Source organism: Rickettsia endosymbiont of Halotydeus destructor, assembly GCF_049278075.1.
In the GTDB taxonomy this organism is placed as follows: Bacteria; Pseudomonadota; Alphaproteobacteria; order Rickettsiales; family Rickettsiaceae; genus Rickettsia.
Genome location: NZ_JAPNPB010000007.1, coordinates 1 through 15,377, shown reverse-complemented (window position 1 = coordinate 15,377; position 15,377 = coordinate 1). Strand labels below are relative to the sequence as shown.

Genomic DNA, 15,377 nt, shown 5'->3' with positions numbered 1-15,377 from the left:
TATCAATTATTGCAAAAAGAATATTCATACAATGTTTGTGTTGTAGCAAAACCTAATTGCTTATATAGATGTTCTCCTAATTCTGAAGCATAGAGTATAGCGTGATTAAGACCTTTACTCGTTGCTAGAGATAAACATGCTTGTGCCACGGCACTTCCAAGGCCGTTACGACGAAAATTTTCTTTCGTAGACATAGTATAAATTCCTGCTTCGTTTTTACCGCAATAAACAAGCGCGGTTGCTGCCGGCTTATCATCATAAAAAGCTAGAAACGGCACACATCCCGCAACTTCAATTAATGGATAAAAGAAATTTTTAAATTCTTTAAGGTCAAACTTAAAAGTATCAATTGCGGTTTCAAACCATAATTGCAGATCATAGTTTGAGATTGGCGAAATTACTTTGATATTATTATGGGAAGTAGCGGCCGGGACATATGAGATTAAATTTATAACCATTTCCGAAAACTTTTCTGGATTCGTAAAGTTAGGTAACGTTAAATCTTGGCACTATATTTTCGGTAAGCCAATAATAAGGCTTACCGTTATAAAATTTATTTACAGCGTCATTCATAAAGCTTGATACAAGCGAATTTTTTAGGATTCGCCTGTGCTCACGTACTTTAGTACGCTGTGCAGGCTCGCCTTTAAATTCATCTTGTCTAAATCTTTCTGAATTTAGCTGTACCGTATGCTGTCTGGATAAATCAGGATTTCCCCATACAAAATTTACTAATGGTAAGTCTCCAGAAGCTTTTAGCGCAAGTATACTGCTCGTCTTTCAAAAGTATATGGCTTGAGTCTGTAATATTTCCCAGCCAGGTATATGAAACATTTTTTTTAAGATTTCTAGGAAATTTGCTTGTTGCAGATGCTTGGATGATACATTGGTAGATTTTTTTTGCATATATAGATATATTTTTTACTATAAGAAAAGCTTTATTATATGGATAGGTTAGCGGCAGTATGTCATTTCCGCACGGCATTGTTGCGGTTAAGCATGCTTTATGTCATTCCCGTGAAAACGGGAAGCCAGGCTAAAAAGCCTTAGCTTATAAGGCTTTTTTCTATATAACTGTAAGTTATCATTACATTTTTAGTTTAATTTTTCTGGATTCCTGCGATCAACGGAATGACATATTGCGGCTTTTATTGAGCTACGCAACAACGCTTCATTGTATAAGCTAATCCAACTGAATTTTAGTAGCAATTACGAAAAAAAATATATAGCAACCAATAAGAAAATAGCAAGTGCCTGAAAGAATACCCTTAAAGACATTAGCTTTGAGCTAAATTTTTTATCAAACTTCCCGCCGATGGCCATTGATACAATACCTATGGTTAGGACTAGTGCTGTTAAACCCAAGGTGATTAATATATATATCATAATAGTCTATGGTGCCAATGTGGGGATTCGAACCCCAGACCTACGCATTACGAATGCGCCGCTCTACCAGCTGAGCTACATCGGCAAAGGATAATGGTTTTTTTGTCTTGTATGTCATTTTCTATGTGTATGGGTATTGTTGCATGGATACCAAAAACGTTCTCGGTGTCATTCCCTCGAAAGAGATAATTTAGACTTTTCTTGTCATGCTGAACTTGTTTCAGCATCTATTGCAAAATATCCTGAAATAAATGAAGTAATAACTATTATTTTCTGGATGCCCTGATCAAGCCACGGCATGACATCGAACGCTTTGTAAAAATTCAATCCATACACACTATCCATCTAATTCAACACATTCGACCATTCAGGATCGGAAGCATCTTGTGGCGTTACAATTTCCCGTTCATTATAGCCTGTTATATCTACTGCGTAAATCTTATTTTTACCAGCGATTTTACCTTTTGGTGACCATCCTTTAGCAAACATAATAACACGACCGTTAGGCGCCCAACAAGGTCCTTCTACCAAATATCCGCTAGTAATTATTCTTTCGCTATTTTCATCAGCATTCGGATATGGTTTCATAATGCCGATAGTAAAACCTTCTCCTCTAGTAATCTTAGTAAATGCTATATAATCCCCTGTCGGTGACCAGCTAGGTGCAGCATAAGAGCCACCGCCAAAGCTAATACGTTGTACATTTGTACCGTCAGAGTTCATAATATATAATTGCCGTGTACCGCTTCTATCAGAGTTAAATACTATTTTGTTGCCATCAGGTGAATAAGTCGGTGAAGTATTAATACCAAAGCCATTAGTTAATGGGTGAAGAGATTTAGTTGCAAGATCCACTTCATAAATATGAGTTGAACCGTTCTTTGCTATCGACATTACGGCTTTGTCCCCCTTAGGAGAAAAACGTGGAGCAAAAGACATACCGGCAAAATTACCGACGATATTTTCTTTACCAGTTTTTAAGTCTTGCTCATAAACTAATACTCTTCTTTTTGCATATGAGACGTAAAAAATCTTATCTGCCGAGCGAGAAAATCTCGGTGTTAATGTAAGAACTTTACCGTCAGTTAAGTATTTATGATTAGCGCCGTCATAATCCATCAACGCTATTCTCTTTACTCTCTTTAAATACGGTCCGCTTTCTGCAACATAAACTATTTTAGTATCAAAATAACCCGGATCGCCGGTGATTTTTTCATAGATTTTATCAGCAATTTTATGTGCTACTCTGCGACTTAAATTTGCCGGTATTTCAAACATTTCACCAACAAGCTGTTTTTCTAGCGCTGTATCCCATAATATAAAACTAACTTTAAGTTTACCGTTAGAAAGCTTTTCAATAGAGCCGTTTATTAAAAGGCTAGCATTAATTTGTCGCCATGCAGCAAAAAGCGGCTTATATTTTACTCCTGTTTTTTCTTCTATAAATGAGACTGAAGAGATTGGACGAAACAAACCCGAAAGCTTTAAATCATTGGCGATAACTTTAACTATTTCAGTGCCGATTTCATTATCTTCACTATTATCCGCATCAAATTTATTCACTGCCACCGGTGTTGGGTTGGCTTGTCCACGTTCTATATTTATAGTTTCAACAGCATAACTATTTAGGCTGAAAATTAATAATATAAAATATATGATATTTTTCACTTAAAAATACTCCAGTTTTATTTTATGTTTGCTGTGACCTCATCTTGTGAGAAGGCATTGTTGCGTTGGATAGGTTAAGCATATTCGATGTCATTCCCGCGCAGGTGGGAACCCAGGCTTTTCTTTGTCATGCTGAACAAGTTTGCCACATCTAATTCAAGAGATCCTGAAGTAAATTCAGGATGACTATATTTTTCTAGATTCCCGTTTTCACGGGAATGACATCGAAGGATTTGTACGATTTCCGAGCCATGCAACAATGCCGCTTTACATAACCAAACCCTATAATTTACTAGGGTCAAAGCTAAAATTAATTTCTTTCCAGTGATTAAAACGTGCAGGGTCAAGATTTTCTATAGGGCTTGCCTGCCATACCGCTCTAGTTGCACTATCAGCTAAGGCCTCGCAAACGCTACCGGCAATATTAGGACAAATTGCTTCTTTAGTTTTTACTTGCTCCACATTACCGACTTTATCTAACACAATATTTAATACTACTCGCACTTTATTATTATTTCGTACCCCTGCCGGGATATTATTCCAATGTCTTTCAATCTGTTTTTTTATTAATGCCGTCTCACTAATAGAAAGCGGAGAGTCTTCTTTATGACTCCCTTTGGATTCCTTTTCTTTATTCTCTTGCTTTGCTCTTGAATATTTATTTGATTTTATATTATTTCCTTCAGAAGATTGCTCAAGATTTTTTAATAGCGAATCTAAATCATCGGTATTTTTTTCTTTCTTTTTTATCTCTTTCGGCTTCTCTTCCAATTTTTTTTCTGGGATTTCTTTTTTCTCTACAGGCTTTTCTTCTTCTTTTGTCTTTTCTTCTTTTACCTGCGGTTTTTCTTCCGGAATAACTTCTTTTTCCTTCTCTATAGGTTTTTCTTCTTGTGTTTTTGGAGGCTCTTCTTTCGGCTTCTCTTCTGTTAAAGGCTTTACTTCCGGTAATTTTTGCTCTTCGGTAGTTTTCGGTTTACTCTGCTCTGATTTCTTAGCATCCTCATTTTCAACAGGTATTTCTTTTTGTTTTTTCTGCGTTATGATATTAGATTTATCGCTAATCGGCAGCATTTCAAAGGCTATTATTTGTTCTTCAGGTAATTTTTCAAAAAGCGAAGGCATACCAAATAGAAAGAAATATAATATTACTAAATGGAATGTAATAGAGCAGCTAAGAAAAATAAGGAAATTGTCACCTGATTTTTGAATATCTTTATTTTTCATTATGCTTAACATTTGAAATAAGAGCTACTCTAGAAAAACCAGCGGCGTGTATTTCGGCAACTACTTCTACTACTTCGCCGTAAGATATGTTTTTATCACCTCGCACAAAAATTCTGGTTTCTTTTTTTTCTTTAGTAATATTTGCCAGCTTGGCAGTTAAAGATTTTCTTTCTATTGGGGTTTCGAGAAGAAAAACTTCACCTTTATTGTTAATGCTAACAACAAGCGGTTCATCCTGACCTGAAATAGGGCTAGAATTCGTTTCAGGTAAATCAACGTTAATGCCTGATACTAGCATCGGCGAAGTAACCATAAAAATAATTAACAACACTAACATCACATCCACCAGCGGCGTAACGTTGATTTCGCTTACTAATGTTCGTTTATTTCTTCTATTACCGGAAGCTGTAAGCTTAATAGCCATTACATCTTCTCCTGATCAATCGCTTTAGAAAGAATAGAATTTAACTCGCTAATAAAATCTTCAACTTTATTGTTAATACAAGTTATGTTTGCCGCAAGATAATTATAAAAAATTACTGCAGGGATAGCGGCAAATAAACCGATTGCGGTAGCAAGCAAAGCCTCAGCAATGCCTGGTGCTACAACCGCTAGAGAAGTATTTTTTGAAGCGGCAATAGATTGGAAGCTGTGCATAATTCCCCAAACCGTCCCAAATAAACCTATAAAAGGTGCGCTAGAACCGACTGTTGCTAAAAAGCTTAAATTTTTCTCTAATTTCTCTATTTCTCGATTTTGCGCCAAATACATTGATTGCATTATTCTTTCTTTATGACCGACTTTTAGGGAATCGGAAAGCCCTTTACTATTTAGGCTTTTACATTCACCCATAGCTGATACAAACACCGAAGCAAGCGGATTATTAACTGATCTTTTGATATTTTCGTATAAATGATCTAATACCCCGCCGGACCAAAAAATGCTTTCAAAAGCCGTAATTTTTTTTCTTACCTGTGCCAAACGGAAAATTTTATCTAAGATAATAGCCCACGACCAAATAGACGCAATTAAGAGCATTAGCATAACGGATTTGCCTATAATATCGGAAGAGCTTATTAAGGTAAAAATTGAAAAATGATCTTGGGTTACGATTTCTAAAGTTTCTTGAATATTTGGAGAGGTACTCATTAAATTACACTGATTGAAATTTATATTTTAAAATTATATATATTTATTTTAACTTTGTCATTTATGAATTTATAAAAATGCTATTTTATCTATTTTAGGAGGGGGTGTTGTATGAATTCATTTTATAAGTGGTGTCATTCCATCGAAAGAGGGAATCTAGAAAAAAATAGTCATTACTTCATTTATTTCAAGATCTTATTATAAGATAGAGGGATTGTTACATGGATAATGAAAGCACGTTTTATGTCATTCCCGCGGGCAACGCCGCTTCGCCATGACTATTTAACTTATCCACGCAACAATGCTTCGCAGAAATGACGCTATTCATTCTTCATTAACTGCAGAACTAAGAACTTCTTTATATAATTCCAGGTTTTTTCGTAGCATTAGATCAAGAGAAAAATTATTAATTACGGTATGCCTTGCCGCTTCTTCAATTTTTTTAGCTTCATCAGTGCCGAGAATTGATAAACAATAATCAATTTTGTCAGCCAAATCATCGGCATCGTTTGGCTTAACATGAAAACCCGTTATCTTATCGCTTATTGTCTCTACCGCTCCGCCAATATTAGTTGCTATAACAAGTTTTTTCATTGCTTGCCCTTCAATAATAGTACGACCGAAAGCTTCGGGTTCAATTGAAGCTGATATAATTACATCCGAAATGCCGTATAGATGAATTATATCGGCATCGTTGCCGAATATCTGAATTTTATTCTGTAATTTTAAATTAGCAATAAGTTCTTTAACTCGATTGGTAAAACTAGGGTGTCTAGATAAGTCGCCGACCATTAAACAATAAAAATCTCGATGTTTTAATTTGCTTAACGCTTCTACTAAAATAAGGTGACCTTTCCAGCTGGTCATACGGGAAGGTAATAATATTATAGGAAGGTTGCTAGGTGCCCCATATTTTTCACGGCATTTTATAAGCTTTTCCTCGGTAAGATTTGATGGATCGAAATAATCGCAATTTGCTCCTCGTTCAATCACAACAATTTTATCTTCTTTAATTTTATAATTTTCGAGTAGATGTTTTTTTACGAAATTAGAAACTGCAATAATTTTTTCGCCCTTAAGCATGATACTATTATAATATTTTTTAAGAAAATTGGAAATATTATAAATACCGTGAAAAGTAGTTATAAATTTAGTGTTAGTCGCTTTTGCTGCCAAGTATGAACTCCAGGCCGGTGCACGTGATCTGGTATGGATTAAATCCACTTTATATTTCTTGATTATTTTTGCTATTATTTTTGCGTTACGCCAGATCATGAAAGGGTTTTTAGTGGCGCTATTCACGCAAATATGCAATATATCATGGTCGTCTAATTCCTTGACCAAAATACCGCCGGCGGAAATAACAATTGGGGTGTGACCGAGTAGCTTAAGATGTTTTGCAACTTCTATCGTACCGCGTTCTACTCCTCCTGAAACCAGAGCAGGAACTACTTGCAAAATAGTATATTTATTGTATCGTTTAGTTGAGTCTAATGAAGACATTGAAATTTTTAATCTATCATAATTAGAATGAATAAATTACATTATACACCACAAGGGGGGTTTGTTGTCTATAATAATTATAAAATTATTGATAAAAGTGTTCCGTCCGTAATTTTTTTGCATGGACTAATGTCCAATATGAACGGCGATAAAGCTGTTTATTTAATGGATTATTGTAAGAAAAATAATTATAATTTTATTGCTTTTGATAATTTTGGTCATGGCAGTGCTTCAGGGAAATTTATAGATCAAACTATCGGCTCGTGGTTATTAGGTCTTGAGATTATTTTAGATAAATTGATAGACGATGAAGTTATCTTAATCGGTTCAAGTATGGGGGGGTGGGTTGCGCTTCTTGCTGCTTTGAAATTTCAAAGTAAAATAAAAGCTTTAATTTGTTTAGCCCCAGCTCCTGATTTCACCGAAGATATTTGGCAGAACCTGTCAAAGGATGAGCAAGCTGAAATGCAAAGCATAGGCATGCTTGAAGTGAGCGGGCGAAATTGCCGGGATAAATATCCCATAAGCCATAATCTAATATTGGAAGCAAAAAATCATTTATTATTAACACGTGATAATATTGATATAAATATTCCTATTCATTTAATTCATGGTATGCTTGACGAAGATGTGCCCTATAATCTTTCTGTTAAACTGGCAGAAAAAATAATAAGTAAAAAAATAGTGATAAAACTTATAAAAGATGGTAATCATAAACTTTCACGAAAAGAGGATTTAAAGATAATAGTCAATTCGCTTGAGGAAATAATTACAATAACTAATAACTAAAAACTTAAAAATATTTTTATGATTACAAAAATAACTAAAGTTCACGATTTCAAAGAAATTGCTGAAAATATTGAACAAGCAAACCATAATAGTTTGGTGCTTTTTGATATTGATGACGTAGTAGTGATGGATACCGATGAGTACAGACTAACACATGATTACAGAAAGGAATTATTTAACAAGATTGAAAAACGCCTTTCAAAACAGCAATGTGAATTATTAATTAGTGTAATTTTAAAAGATAGAAAAGCCCGCTTTGTTAATCCTGACATCATAAATATATTTGATGTATTAAAGCAAAATAAAATTCCAACTATGGGATTAACCAAACTAGCGACAGGAAAGTTCGGAATTATTGAAGATATGATAGAGTGGCGTATTAAAGAACTAAATGAATTGGGAGTGAATTTTGCAGGCTTAACGCCACTGGATGATGAAATATTAATAAAAGACTTTGATGCAGGTTACGGTGTCCCCACATTAAAAGAAGGTGTAATATATACAGCCGAATATGATAAAGGAAGCGTACTTGAATATATTTTACGTGAAAAGAATTATTGCCCTAAATCCATAATATTTATTGATGATATTTTAGAAAATCTCGAATCCTTGCAAAAAATGTGTAATGATTTACAAATTAATTATTATGGCTTTGAATTTACTGGGTCGGCTATTATACCGGAACCTGATCTAGACGAACAGCTTGAGCAAATCAGATTTGAAATTTTAGAAAAAGAATATCGCTGGTTAACTGATAAGGAGCTAAAACTACATGTGTAATAGATTTATCATTTTTTTGATTTTATCCATAATTTCTTTTCCTGTCATAGCTGCAAAGCCTATAAAATCAACTGCAGTAGGAGTAACGGCGGCTAAGATTGAAACGGCTGAGCTTTTTGATGTATTTAACGTTGTCGGACAATGTAAAAACGACAATAGCCGTGACTATTATGCGAATGTTGCAGGTAAGCTTGAGATAGTATCATCAAACCAGGGAGATAAGGTAAATAAAGGAGAAGTGTTATTTATAATTGATAGGAATATAGCGGAAACGGCTAAAACAAATGCAGAAGCTTTATTAAATACCAAACGAGATGAGTATATTAGAAATAAAACTTTAGCTGCTAAAAATTTTATTAGTTCACAAGATTTAGAAAGATCTAAAAGCGATTTTGAAAATGCAAGATTTAACTATTCTAAAGCAGTGAAAACTTATAATGATATGTTAATTACTGCTCCTTTTGACGGTAAAATAGGAGTTATTAAATCAAAACCCGGAGATGACATAAAACAAGGGGATTATCTTTTTAGTATCGTTGAGGGAGACGGTACACAAAGTATTTTTGTTGAACTACCAGAATCATTATACGGAAAAGTATCGAATAATACCGAAGTGATAATAACTGATAATAAAAATGATATAGCTGCAAGTGATCAAATTGCTAATTCCAATGGAGAAATTAAAGGAAAAATTTCCTCGGTTTCCGGATATTTATCTGATAACGGTACTATGGATGCTAAAATAATATTACCGGCTAATAGTAAAATGATGCATAATAGTTATGTAAATGTTACGCTTATTATAAACCCGCACAAAAATTTTGCTGTACCGGAGCAATGTGTACAAAGAAATAATCAAGGTAATTTTATTTATAAAATAGATAATAACATAGTAAAACAGCTATATGTAGAAATCGGTTCTCGAGCTAACGGCTTAATCGAAATTACTTCAAAAGATATTCAAGCAGGAGATTTGGTAGTAGCGGAAGGAATGACTAAAATCGATGATGGAACAGAAGTTACGTTACTGGAAAATAAGGGGTAGAGAATGTCATACCGTGGTCAACCACGGTATGACATTGAGCGCTTCGTAACGATTCCGCTCTACGCAACAACGTCGTTGTGGGAAGGACACAGAAAATTAAATTTATATTAACTTAAAAAGGATCATAAAATGGAATATGTATTATTAGTTTTTAGTGTTATAGCTATTTTAGTTATAATACAAATGGTGAAAGTCGTCCCTCAGCAACAGGCATGGGTTGTAGAAAAATTAGGGAAGTTCGATAAGGTATTGCAGCCAGGTTTAAACTTGTTGATACCGGTAATTCAAAGAGTGGCTTATAAACATACTTTAAAGGAAGAAGCAATTGACGTTACGGCGCAAACAGCTATTTCTAATGATAACGTAACATTATCTATTGACGGGGTTTTATATGTAAAAATTATTGATCCGATGGCAGCCTCTTACGGTGTTAATAATCCTTATTACGCAATAACTCAGCTTGCGCAAACTACTATGCGTTCCGAAATCGGTAAATTACCGTTAGACAGAACTTTTGAAGAACGGGAAACTTTAAATGTTGCGATCGTTGCTGCTATTAATCAGGCTGCCATAAATTGGGGAATACAATGTATGCGCTACGAGATTAAGGATATTCAGCCGCCTCAAACTATCCTTAAAGCTATGGAATTACAAGTTGCAGCAGAGCGTCAAAAACGTGCACAAATTTTAGATTCTGAAGGAAATAGGCAATCAAAAATTAACCATGCTGAAGGAGAAAAGGCACAAGTTGTTTTAAATTCCGAAGCTTCTTATACTGATCAGGTAAATAGAGCAAAAGGTGAAGCGGAGGCAATCGGCTTGGTTGCTACTGCTACGGCAAATAGCATCAATATTATTGCGGCTGCGGTGCAGAAAACAGGCGGTAGTGAAGCTGTATCTTTAAAGATAGCGGAGCAGTATATTCATGCTTTTGGTAATTTGGCTAAAGAATCAAACACTGTAATTTTGCCAGCCAATCTTTCTGAACCTAGCAGTTTTGTTACGCAAGCTTTAAGTATTTTTAACCAACTAAAGATACCTACTGAAAAGAAAGCAGGTAAATAGTAAAGTTCTTTAAATGATAATTTTACCATCTTTTGCACAGGGTTTGGGCAGCCATACCGTGGCTTGACCACGGTATCCAGTCTTTTTATTAAATTTTTTTCTAGATGCCATGGTCACGACACTGTACTTAAAAATTTACTATTGTAATAATTAATTATCTTATATATCATACAAAATTATTTATTTAACTTTATAAGGAGTACAGCAATGCAAGTATTTATTGGTAAGCCAGCTTTAGATTTTACGGCAAAAGCTATTATGCCAGGTAATGAGATAGAAGATGAGTTTACTCTTAGTCATTACGCAAAAGGTTATAAAATAGTATTATTCTTTTATCCCCTTAATTTTACTTTTGTTTGTCCGTCGGAAATTATCGCATTTCATAATAGACTTGGGGAGTTTACGGAAAGGAATACTAGAGTAATAGCGGTAAGTGTTGATTCTCATTTTTCTCATTTAGCTTGGAAAAATACTCCTCATAATAAGGGCGGAGTAGGGCAAATTCAAATTCCTATGATTTCTGATCTTAAAAAGAATATTTCTTCAATGTATAATGTTTTAAATGAAGATGGTGTTTCACTGCGTGGAACTTTTTTAATCGACAAAAATTTTATAGTACGTCATATTCTTGTTAATGATTTACCTCTAGGGCGGAATGTTGATCATACATTACAGGTTATTGATGCATTAATTCATCATCAGCAACATGGAGAAGTTTGTCCGGCTGGATGGCGTAAAGGAGAGGAGGCAATGACTGCTTCGCATGAAGGAGTTGCTCATTATTTGGGTTCTCATGCTGAGAAATTATAGTTGTACGATGTCATTCCTGCAAGGCATTGTTGTGTGGATTGAATTTTTGGTGTCATTGCGAGGAGGCACAAAGTGCCAACGTGGCAATCTTACGAAATTAGCTGGATTGCTTCGCTTCGTTCGTAATGACAGGATTTTTTATTATTTTCTAGATTGCTGCGTCGATGCTGCGCATCTCCCTCGCAATGACGGAAAAACTGATTCGCGCAACAAAGTCTTTCTATGAAAGCAGAAATAACATAAAAAAACATCCCATAATACTAATTAAACTTTAAATAATGCTTAAAGAATTATTTTTTGGGGAAAAGCCTCAAACGCCTTATACGCTTGAAACAATTAATATTTTACGATTAATTAGAAGTGAAAATGTTGGGTCCAGAACTTTTTTTACTTTAATAAAATTATTCGGTAATGCAAGTACCGCCATAGAAAATATTAAAGATTTCTCCGTTCGTGGCGGACGAGCAAAACCAATTAAAGTTTTTTCTCAAAGTGAGGCAGAAAAAGAATTAGAGCTATTAGAAAAAAATAAAGCTAAAATTATTACTTATAAATCTCCCGAATATTCTAGATTACTACTCGAAATTTACGACCCTCCGCCGATACTAAGCTATAAAGGTAATATTAAATTACTTGGATATAAAAAATGTGTGGCTATTGTTGGTGCTCGTAATGCTTCAGCAAATGGCTGTACTTTTGCTTATAAAATTGCTCAAGAGTTAGCTGATAAAGACTACGTAACTGTTTCCGGTCTTGCACGCGGAATTGATAGCGCTGTTCATCAAGCTAGACCCTCTCAAACTATCGGAGTAATTGCCGGCGGGATTGACCATATTTATCCTCTGGAAAATAAAAAATTATTTGCAGAATTAGAAGCAGAGGGGCTAATAATAGCCGAGTTACCTATAACTACTATTCCTTTAGGGCAACATTTTCCTCAACGTAATCGGTTAATTTCTGGTATTTCTCTTGGTACCGTGGTAATTGAAGCAAGCTTAAAATCGGGCTCATTAATAACCTCAAGGCTTGCTCTTGAGCAAAATAGAGAAGTATTTGCCGTGCCGGGTTTTCCGTTAGACCCTAGATGCCAAGGTACTAATAAATTAATTAAAGAAGGAGCACATTTAGTAGAATCTATAGACGATATAGTAATTAATTTACCACAATATGAAAACATTATAAGTAAAAAAGATAATGTAATGAAAGATTTTGTTGATGTGAATAGCGATTTTAAAAGATTAGAGACAAAATATATAAAGCATGTAACAGAAATTGAACGTATACAAATTGTCGATTTACTATCGTCAGTGCCGATCGAGTTTGATTATTTGCAAGAAACAACAAGTTTACCTTTACCAATTATATATACGGTAATATTAGAGTTGGAGCTGGCTGGTAGGATTACTCGCCATTCGGGTAATAAGATATCATTAATTTATAGATAAACATGAAATTAGTAATAGTAGAGTCGCCTGCGAAGGCAAAAACAATAAATAAATATTTAGGGGATGATTTTAAAGTTATTGCTTCATTCGGTCATATTAGAGATTTACCTTCTAAAAAAGGTTCAGTATTACCTGATGAAAATTTTTTAATGAAATATGATATATCAGATAAAGCTGATAAGTATGTCGATGCAATAACGAAGGATGCTAAAAAAGCGGAAGCAGTTTATCTAGCAACCGATCCAGATCGCGAAGGAGAAGCAATTTCTTGGCATGTGGCAGAAGTGATTAGAGAGAAAAACGGTGTTAAATCTGAAGATTTTTTTAAGAGAGTTGCTTTTAATGAAATTACTAAAAAAGCAATTTTACATGCTGTTGAAAATCCTCGGAAACTCGATATTAATCTAGTTAATGCGCAGCAGGCAAGAAGAGCGTTGGATTATTTGGTTGGATTTACTTTATCCCCTATTTTATGGCGAAAGCTCCCAGGCTGTAAATCTGCCGGTAGGGTTCAATCGGTAGCATTACGTCTTATTTGTGAGCGGGAAGATGAAATAGAGCGTTTTAAGACGGAAGAATATTGGGATATTACTCTTAAAATGAAAAATAGTAATAATGAATCTTTTTTAGCTAAGCTAACTCATGTAGAAGATAAAAAGTTAGAAAAATTTTCAATTACTACAGAGAAAGATGCTAAAGATCTACTAAAAGCTCTTGAATCAAAAAAATTCCATATTAATAAAATAGAGAAAAAACAGCAAAAACGTCAACCGCAACCGCCTTTTATTACTTCTTCGTTGCAGCAGGAAGCCGCAAGAAAATTAGGTTTCAGCGCCAAAAAAACCATGCAGATAGCTCAAAAGCTTTATGAAGGTGTGGATATAGGCAAAGAAACGGTTGGACTTATTACTTATATGAGAACTGACGGCGTTACTTTAGCCGGTGATGCAATTACGGACATACGTCAGCTAATTCGCAGTAATTTCGGCGATGATTATCTGCCAGACGCTCCGAGAGCCTATAAATCAAAAGTAAAAAATGCTCAAGAAGCACATGAAGCAATAAGACCGACGATAATTACCAATACACCGGAAAGTTTAAAGGAAAAGTTAGATAAGGATTATCATCGATTATATGACTTAATTTGGAAAAGAACTGTTGCATGCCAAATGGAAAATGTGATTATGGATTTGGTGGTAGCGGGGCTTGAATCGGAAAATAAGGAATTTTCAGCAAGAGCGACGGGCTCAACCATAGCATTTGACGGTTTTTATAAAGTGTATCGTGAAAGTGTTGACGATGAAGCGGAAGAAGAAAATAAAATGCTACCGCCTTTGAAAGAAGGAGAAAAATTAGTAACCGAAGAGATAAAACCTAATCAGCATTTTACGGAACCACCACCAAGATATTCCGAAGCCAGTTTAGTTAAGAAACTTGAGGAATTGGGAATTGGTAGACCATCGACTTATGCATCAATCTTATCGGTATTACAAGAGCGGAAATATGTAAGCTTAGAAAAAAAACGTTTTACGCCGGAAGAACTAGGGCGTTTGGTTACAGTATTTTTAATCGGTTTCTTTAAAAAATATGTTGAGTATGATTTTACCGCTAGTTTAGAAAATGAATTAGATGAAATAGCAGCCGGCAAGCTTGAATGGAAGACATCACTGAGCAACTTTTGGGGTGGCTTTAATAGTAACGTAGAATCGGTTAGCGAACAAAAAATAACCGACGTAATTAGCTACGTGCAAAAAGCTTTAGACTACCATCTATTCGGAGAAAATAAAGAAGCAAAAAAATGCCCGTCATGTGCTACCGGTGAGTTAAGTTTAAAATTAGGTAAATTCGGTGCATTTTTGGCATGTAGTAATTATCCTGATTGTACTTTTAAAAAGCCGATTACTGCGGGTAATAGTAAGAGTGAAGGGGAGGAAGGTAATTATGAGGTTAGTGAGAATAAAATTTTAGGTACTGATTCAGAAGGAGTTGAGATTTATCTAAAAAAAGGTCCATATGGGCCATATATTCAACGTGGAGAGAGAACTCCTGACAACGCAAAGCCAAAACGTGCGCCAGTACCGCCTGCCTTACAGAAAGATATTACATTTGAAACAGCTTTAAAGCTTCTAAGCCTACCTATTAAATTGGGTGATCATCCAGAGACAAAAGAAGAAATTTTAGTAGGATTCGGTAGATTCGGTCCTTATTTAAAATATATGAGTAAATTTATTTCAATACCTAAAAAATATGATTTCCTAACTATTACGCAAGAGCAAGCAGTAGAGTTAATTAAAGAAAATAATAATAAACTACAGAAGAAAGGAGATACTATGTCATTCCCGCAAAAGCGGGAATCCAGAAAAAAATAGTCATCCTTTAGTCATCCTGAATTTATTTCAGGATCTTTTTCAATAAGATGCTGAAACAAGTTCAACATGACAAAAACAAAGCCTGGATTCCCGCTTTTGCGGGAATGACAACGGGAACGTTTGTACATTTCTGATTCAAAC

The 15,377-nt window shown here is 34.8% G+C and carries 14 protein-coding genes and 1 tRNA gene; 7 read left to right on the top strand and 8 right to left on the bottom strand.

Translation table 11 applies throughout. The features are described 5' to 3' along the window. Window positions 1-2: 2 nt before the first annotated feature. From OTR29_RS06035 to OTR29_RS06000, 8 genes are all read right to left on the bottom strand, one after another. The gene (locus OTR29_RS06035; protein ID WP_422230004.1) at window positions 3-458 is read right to left on the bottom strand and encodes a GNAT family N-acetyltransferase; all 456 of its coding nucleotides are present in this window, start codon (window positions 456-458) and stop codon (window positions 3-5) included. Window positions 459-1,209: 751 nt separating this feature from the next. Beyond that, a complete protein-coding gene (locus OTR29_RS06030; protein ID WP_422230002.1) occupies window positions 1,210-1,386 on the bottom strand; it encodes a twin transmembrane helix small protein in 177 nt (58 codons plus the stop codon). A 9-nt stretch (window positions 1,387-1,395) separates the two neighbouring features. Continuing rightward, a tRNA-Thr gene (locus OTR29_RS06025) sits at window positions 1,396-1,471 on the bottom strand. A 260-nt stretch (window positions 1,472-1,731) separates the two neighbouring features. Further along, the gene (gene tolB / locus OTR29_RS06020; RefSeq protein WP_422230000.1) at window positions 1,732-3,054 is read right to left on the bottom strand and encodes a Tol-Pal system beta propeller repeat protein TolB; all 1,323 of its coding nucleotides are present in this window, start codon (window positions 3,052-3,054) and stop codon (window positions 1,732-1,734) included. Window positions 3,055-3,336: 282 nt separating this feature from the next. After that, window positions 3,337-4,281: an energy transducer TonB gene (locus OTR29_RS06015; protein WP_422229998.1), complete on the bottom strand. Its 945-nt coding sequence runs from the start codon at window positions 4,279-4,281 to the stop codon at window positions 3,337-3,339. Next, window positions 4,271-4,705, bottom strand: coding sequence for a protein TolR (gene tolR / locus OTR29_RS06010; RefSeq protein ID WP_422229996.1), 435 nt, complete (start codon window positions 4,703-4,705; stop codon window positions 4,271-4,273). The genes OTR29_RS06015 and tolR overlap by 11 nt, the downstream gene beginning before the upstream one ends. Then, the gene (gene tolQ / locus OTR29_RS06005) at window positions 4,705-5,430 is read right to left on the bottom strand and encodes a protein TolQ (protein ID WP_422229994.1); all 726 of its coding nucleotides are present in this window, start codon (window positions 5,428-5,430) and stop codon (window positions 4,705-4,707) included. The genes tolR and tolQ overlap by 1 nt, the downstream gene beginning before the upstream one ends. 324 nt (window positions 5,431-5,754) lie before the next feature. Beyond that, on the bottom strand, window positions 5,755-6,933 hold the full coding sequence (locus OTR29_RS06000; RefSeq protein ID WP_422229992.1) for a glycosyltransferase family 4 protein: 1,179 nt from the start codon (window positions 6,931-6,933) through the stop codon (window positions 5,755-5,757). Window positions 6,934-6,960: 27 nt separating this feature from the next. Between OTR29_RS06000 and OTR29_RS05995 the strand changes: the two genes are divergently transcribed. The 7 genes from OTR29_RS05995 to topA all read left to right on the top strand — a co-directional run bounded on the left by OTR29_RS05995 (window position 6,961) and on the right by topA (window position 15,236). After that, complete coding sequence (locus tag OTR29_RS05995) at window positions 6,961-7,722, top strand: alpha/beta hydrolase (protein ID WP_422229991.1); 762 nt, start codon at window positions 6,961-6,963, stop codon at window positions 7,720-7,722. 18 nt (window positions 7,723-7,740) lie between these two features. Beyond that, entirely contained in the window at window positions 7,741-8,502 is a 762-nt protein-coding gene (locus OTR29_RS05990; RefSeq protein WP_422229988.1) for a DUF2608 domain-containing protein, read from the top strand. Continuing rightward, on the top strand, window positions 8,495-9,547 hold the full coding sequence (locus tag OTR29_RS05985; RefSeq protein WP_422229986.1) for an efflux RND transporter periplasmic adaptor subunit: 1,053 nt from the start codon (window positions 8,495-8,497) through the stop codon (window positions 9,545-9,547). The genes OTR29_RS05990 and OTR29_RS05985 overlap by 8 nt, the downstream gene beginning before the upstream one ends. Before the next feature lie 129 nt (window positions 9,548-9,676). After that, window positions 9,677-10,612, top strand: a complete 936-nt coding sequence (locus tag OTR29_RS05980; RefSeq protein ID WP_422229984.1) for an SPFH domain-containing protein — start codon at window positions 9,677-9,679, stop codon at window positions 10,610-10,612. Between the two features lie 207 nt (window positions 10,613-10,819). Then, on the top strand, window positions 10,820-11,422 hold the full coding sequence (locus OTR29_RS05975; protein WP_422229982.1) for a peroxiredoxin: 603 nt from the start codon (window positions 10,820-10,822) through the stop codon (window positions 11,420-11,422). A 278-nt stretch (window positions 11,423-11,700) separates the two neighbouring features. After that, the gene (gene dprA / locus OTR29_RS05970) at window positions 11,701-12,867 is read left to right on the top strand and encodes a DNA-processing protein DprA (protein ID WP_422229980.1); all 1,167 of its coding nucleotides are present in this window, start codon (window positions 11,701-11,703) and stop codon (window positions 12,865-12,867) included. A gap of 2 nt (window positions 12,868-12,869) precedes the next feature. Then, on the top strand, window positions 12,870-15,236 hold the full coding sequence (gene topA, locus OTR29_RS05965) for a type I DNA topoisomerase (RefSeq protein ID WP_422229978.1): 2,367 nt from the start codon (window positions 12,870-12,872) through the stop codon (window positions 15,234-15,236). Window positions 15,237-15,377 lie beyond the last annotated feature (141 nt).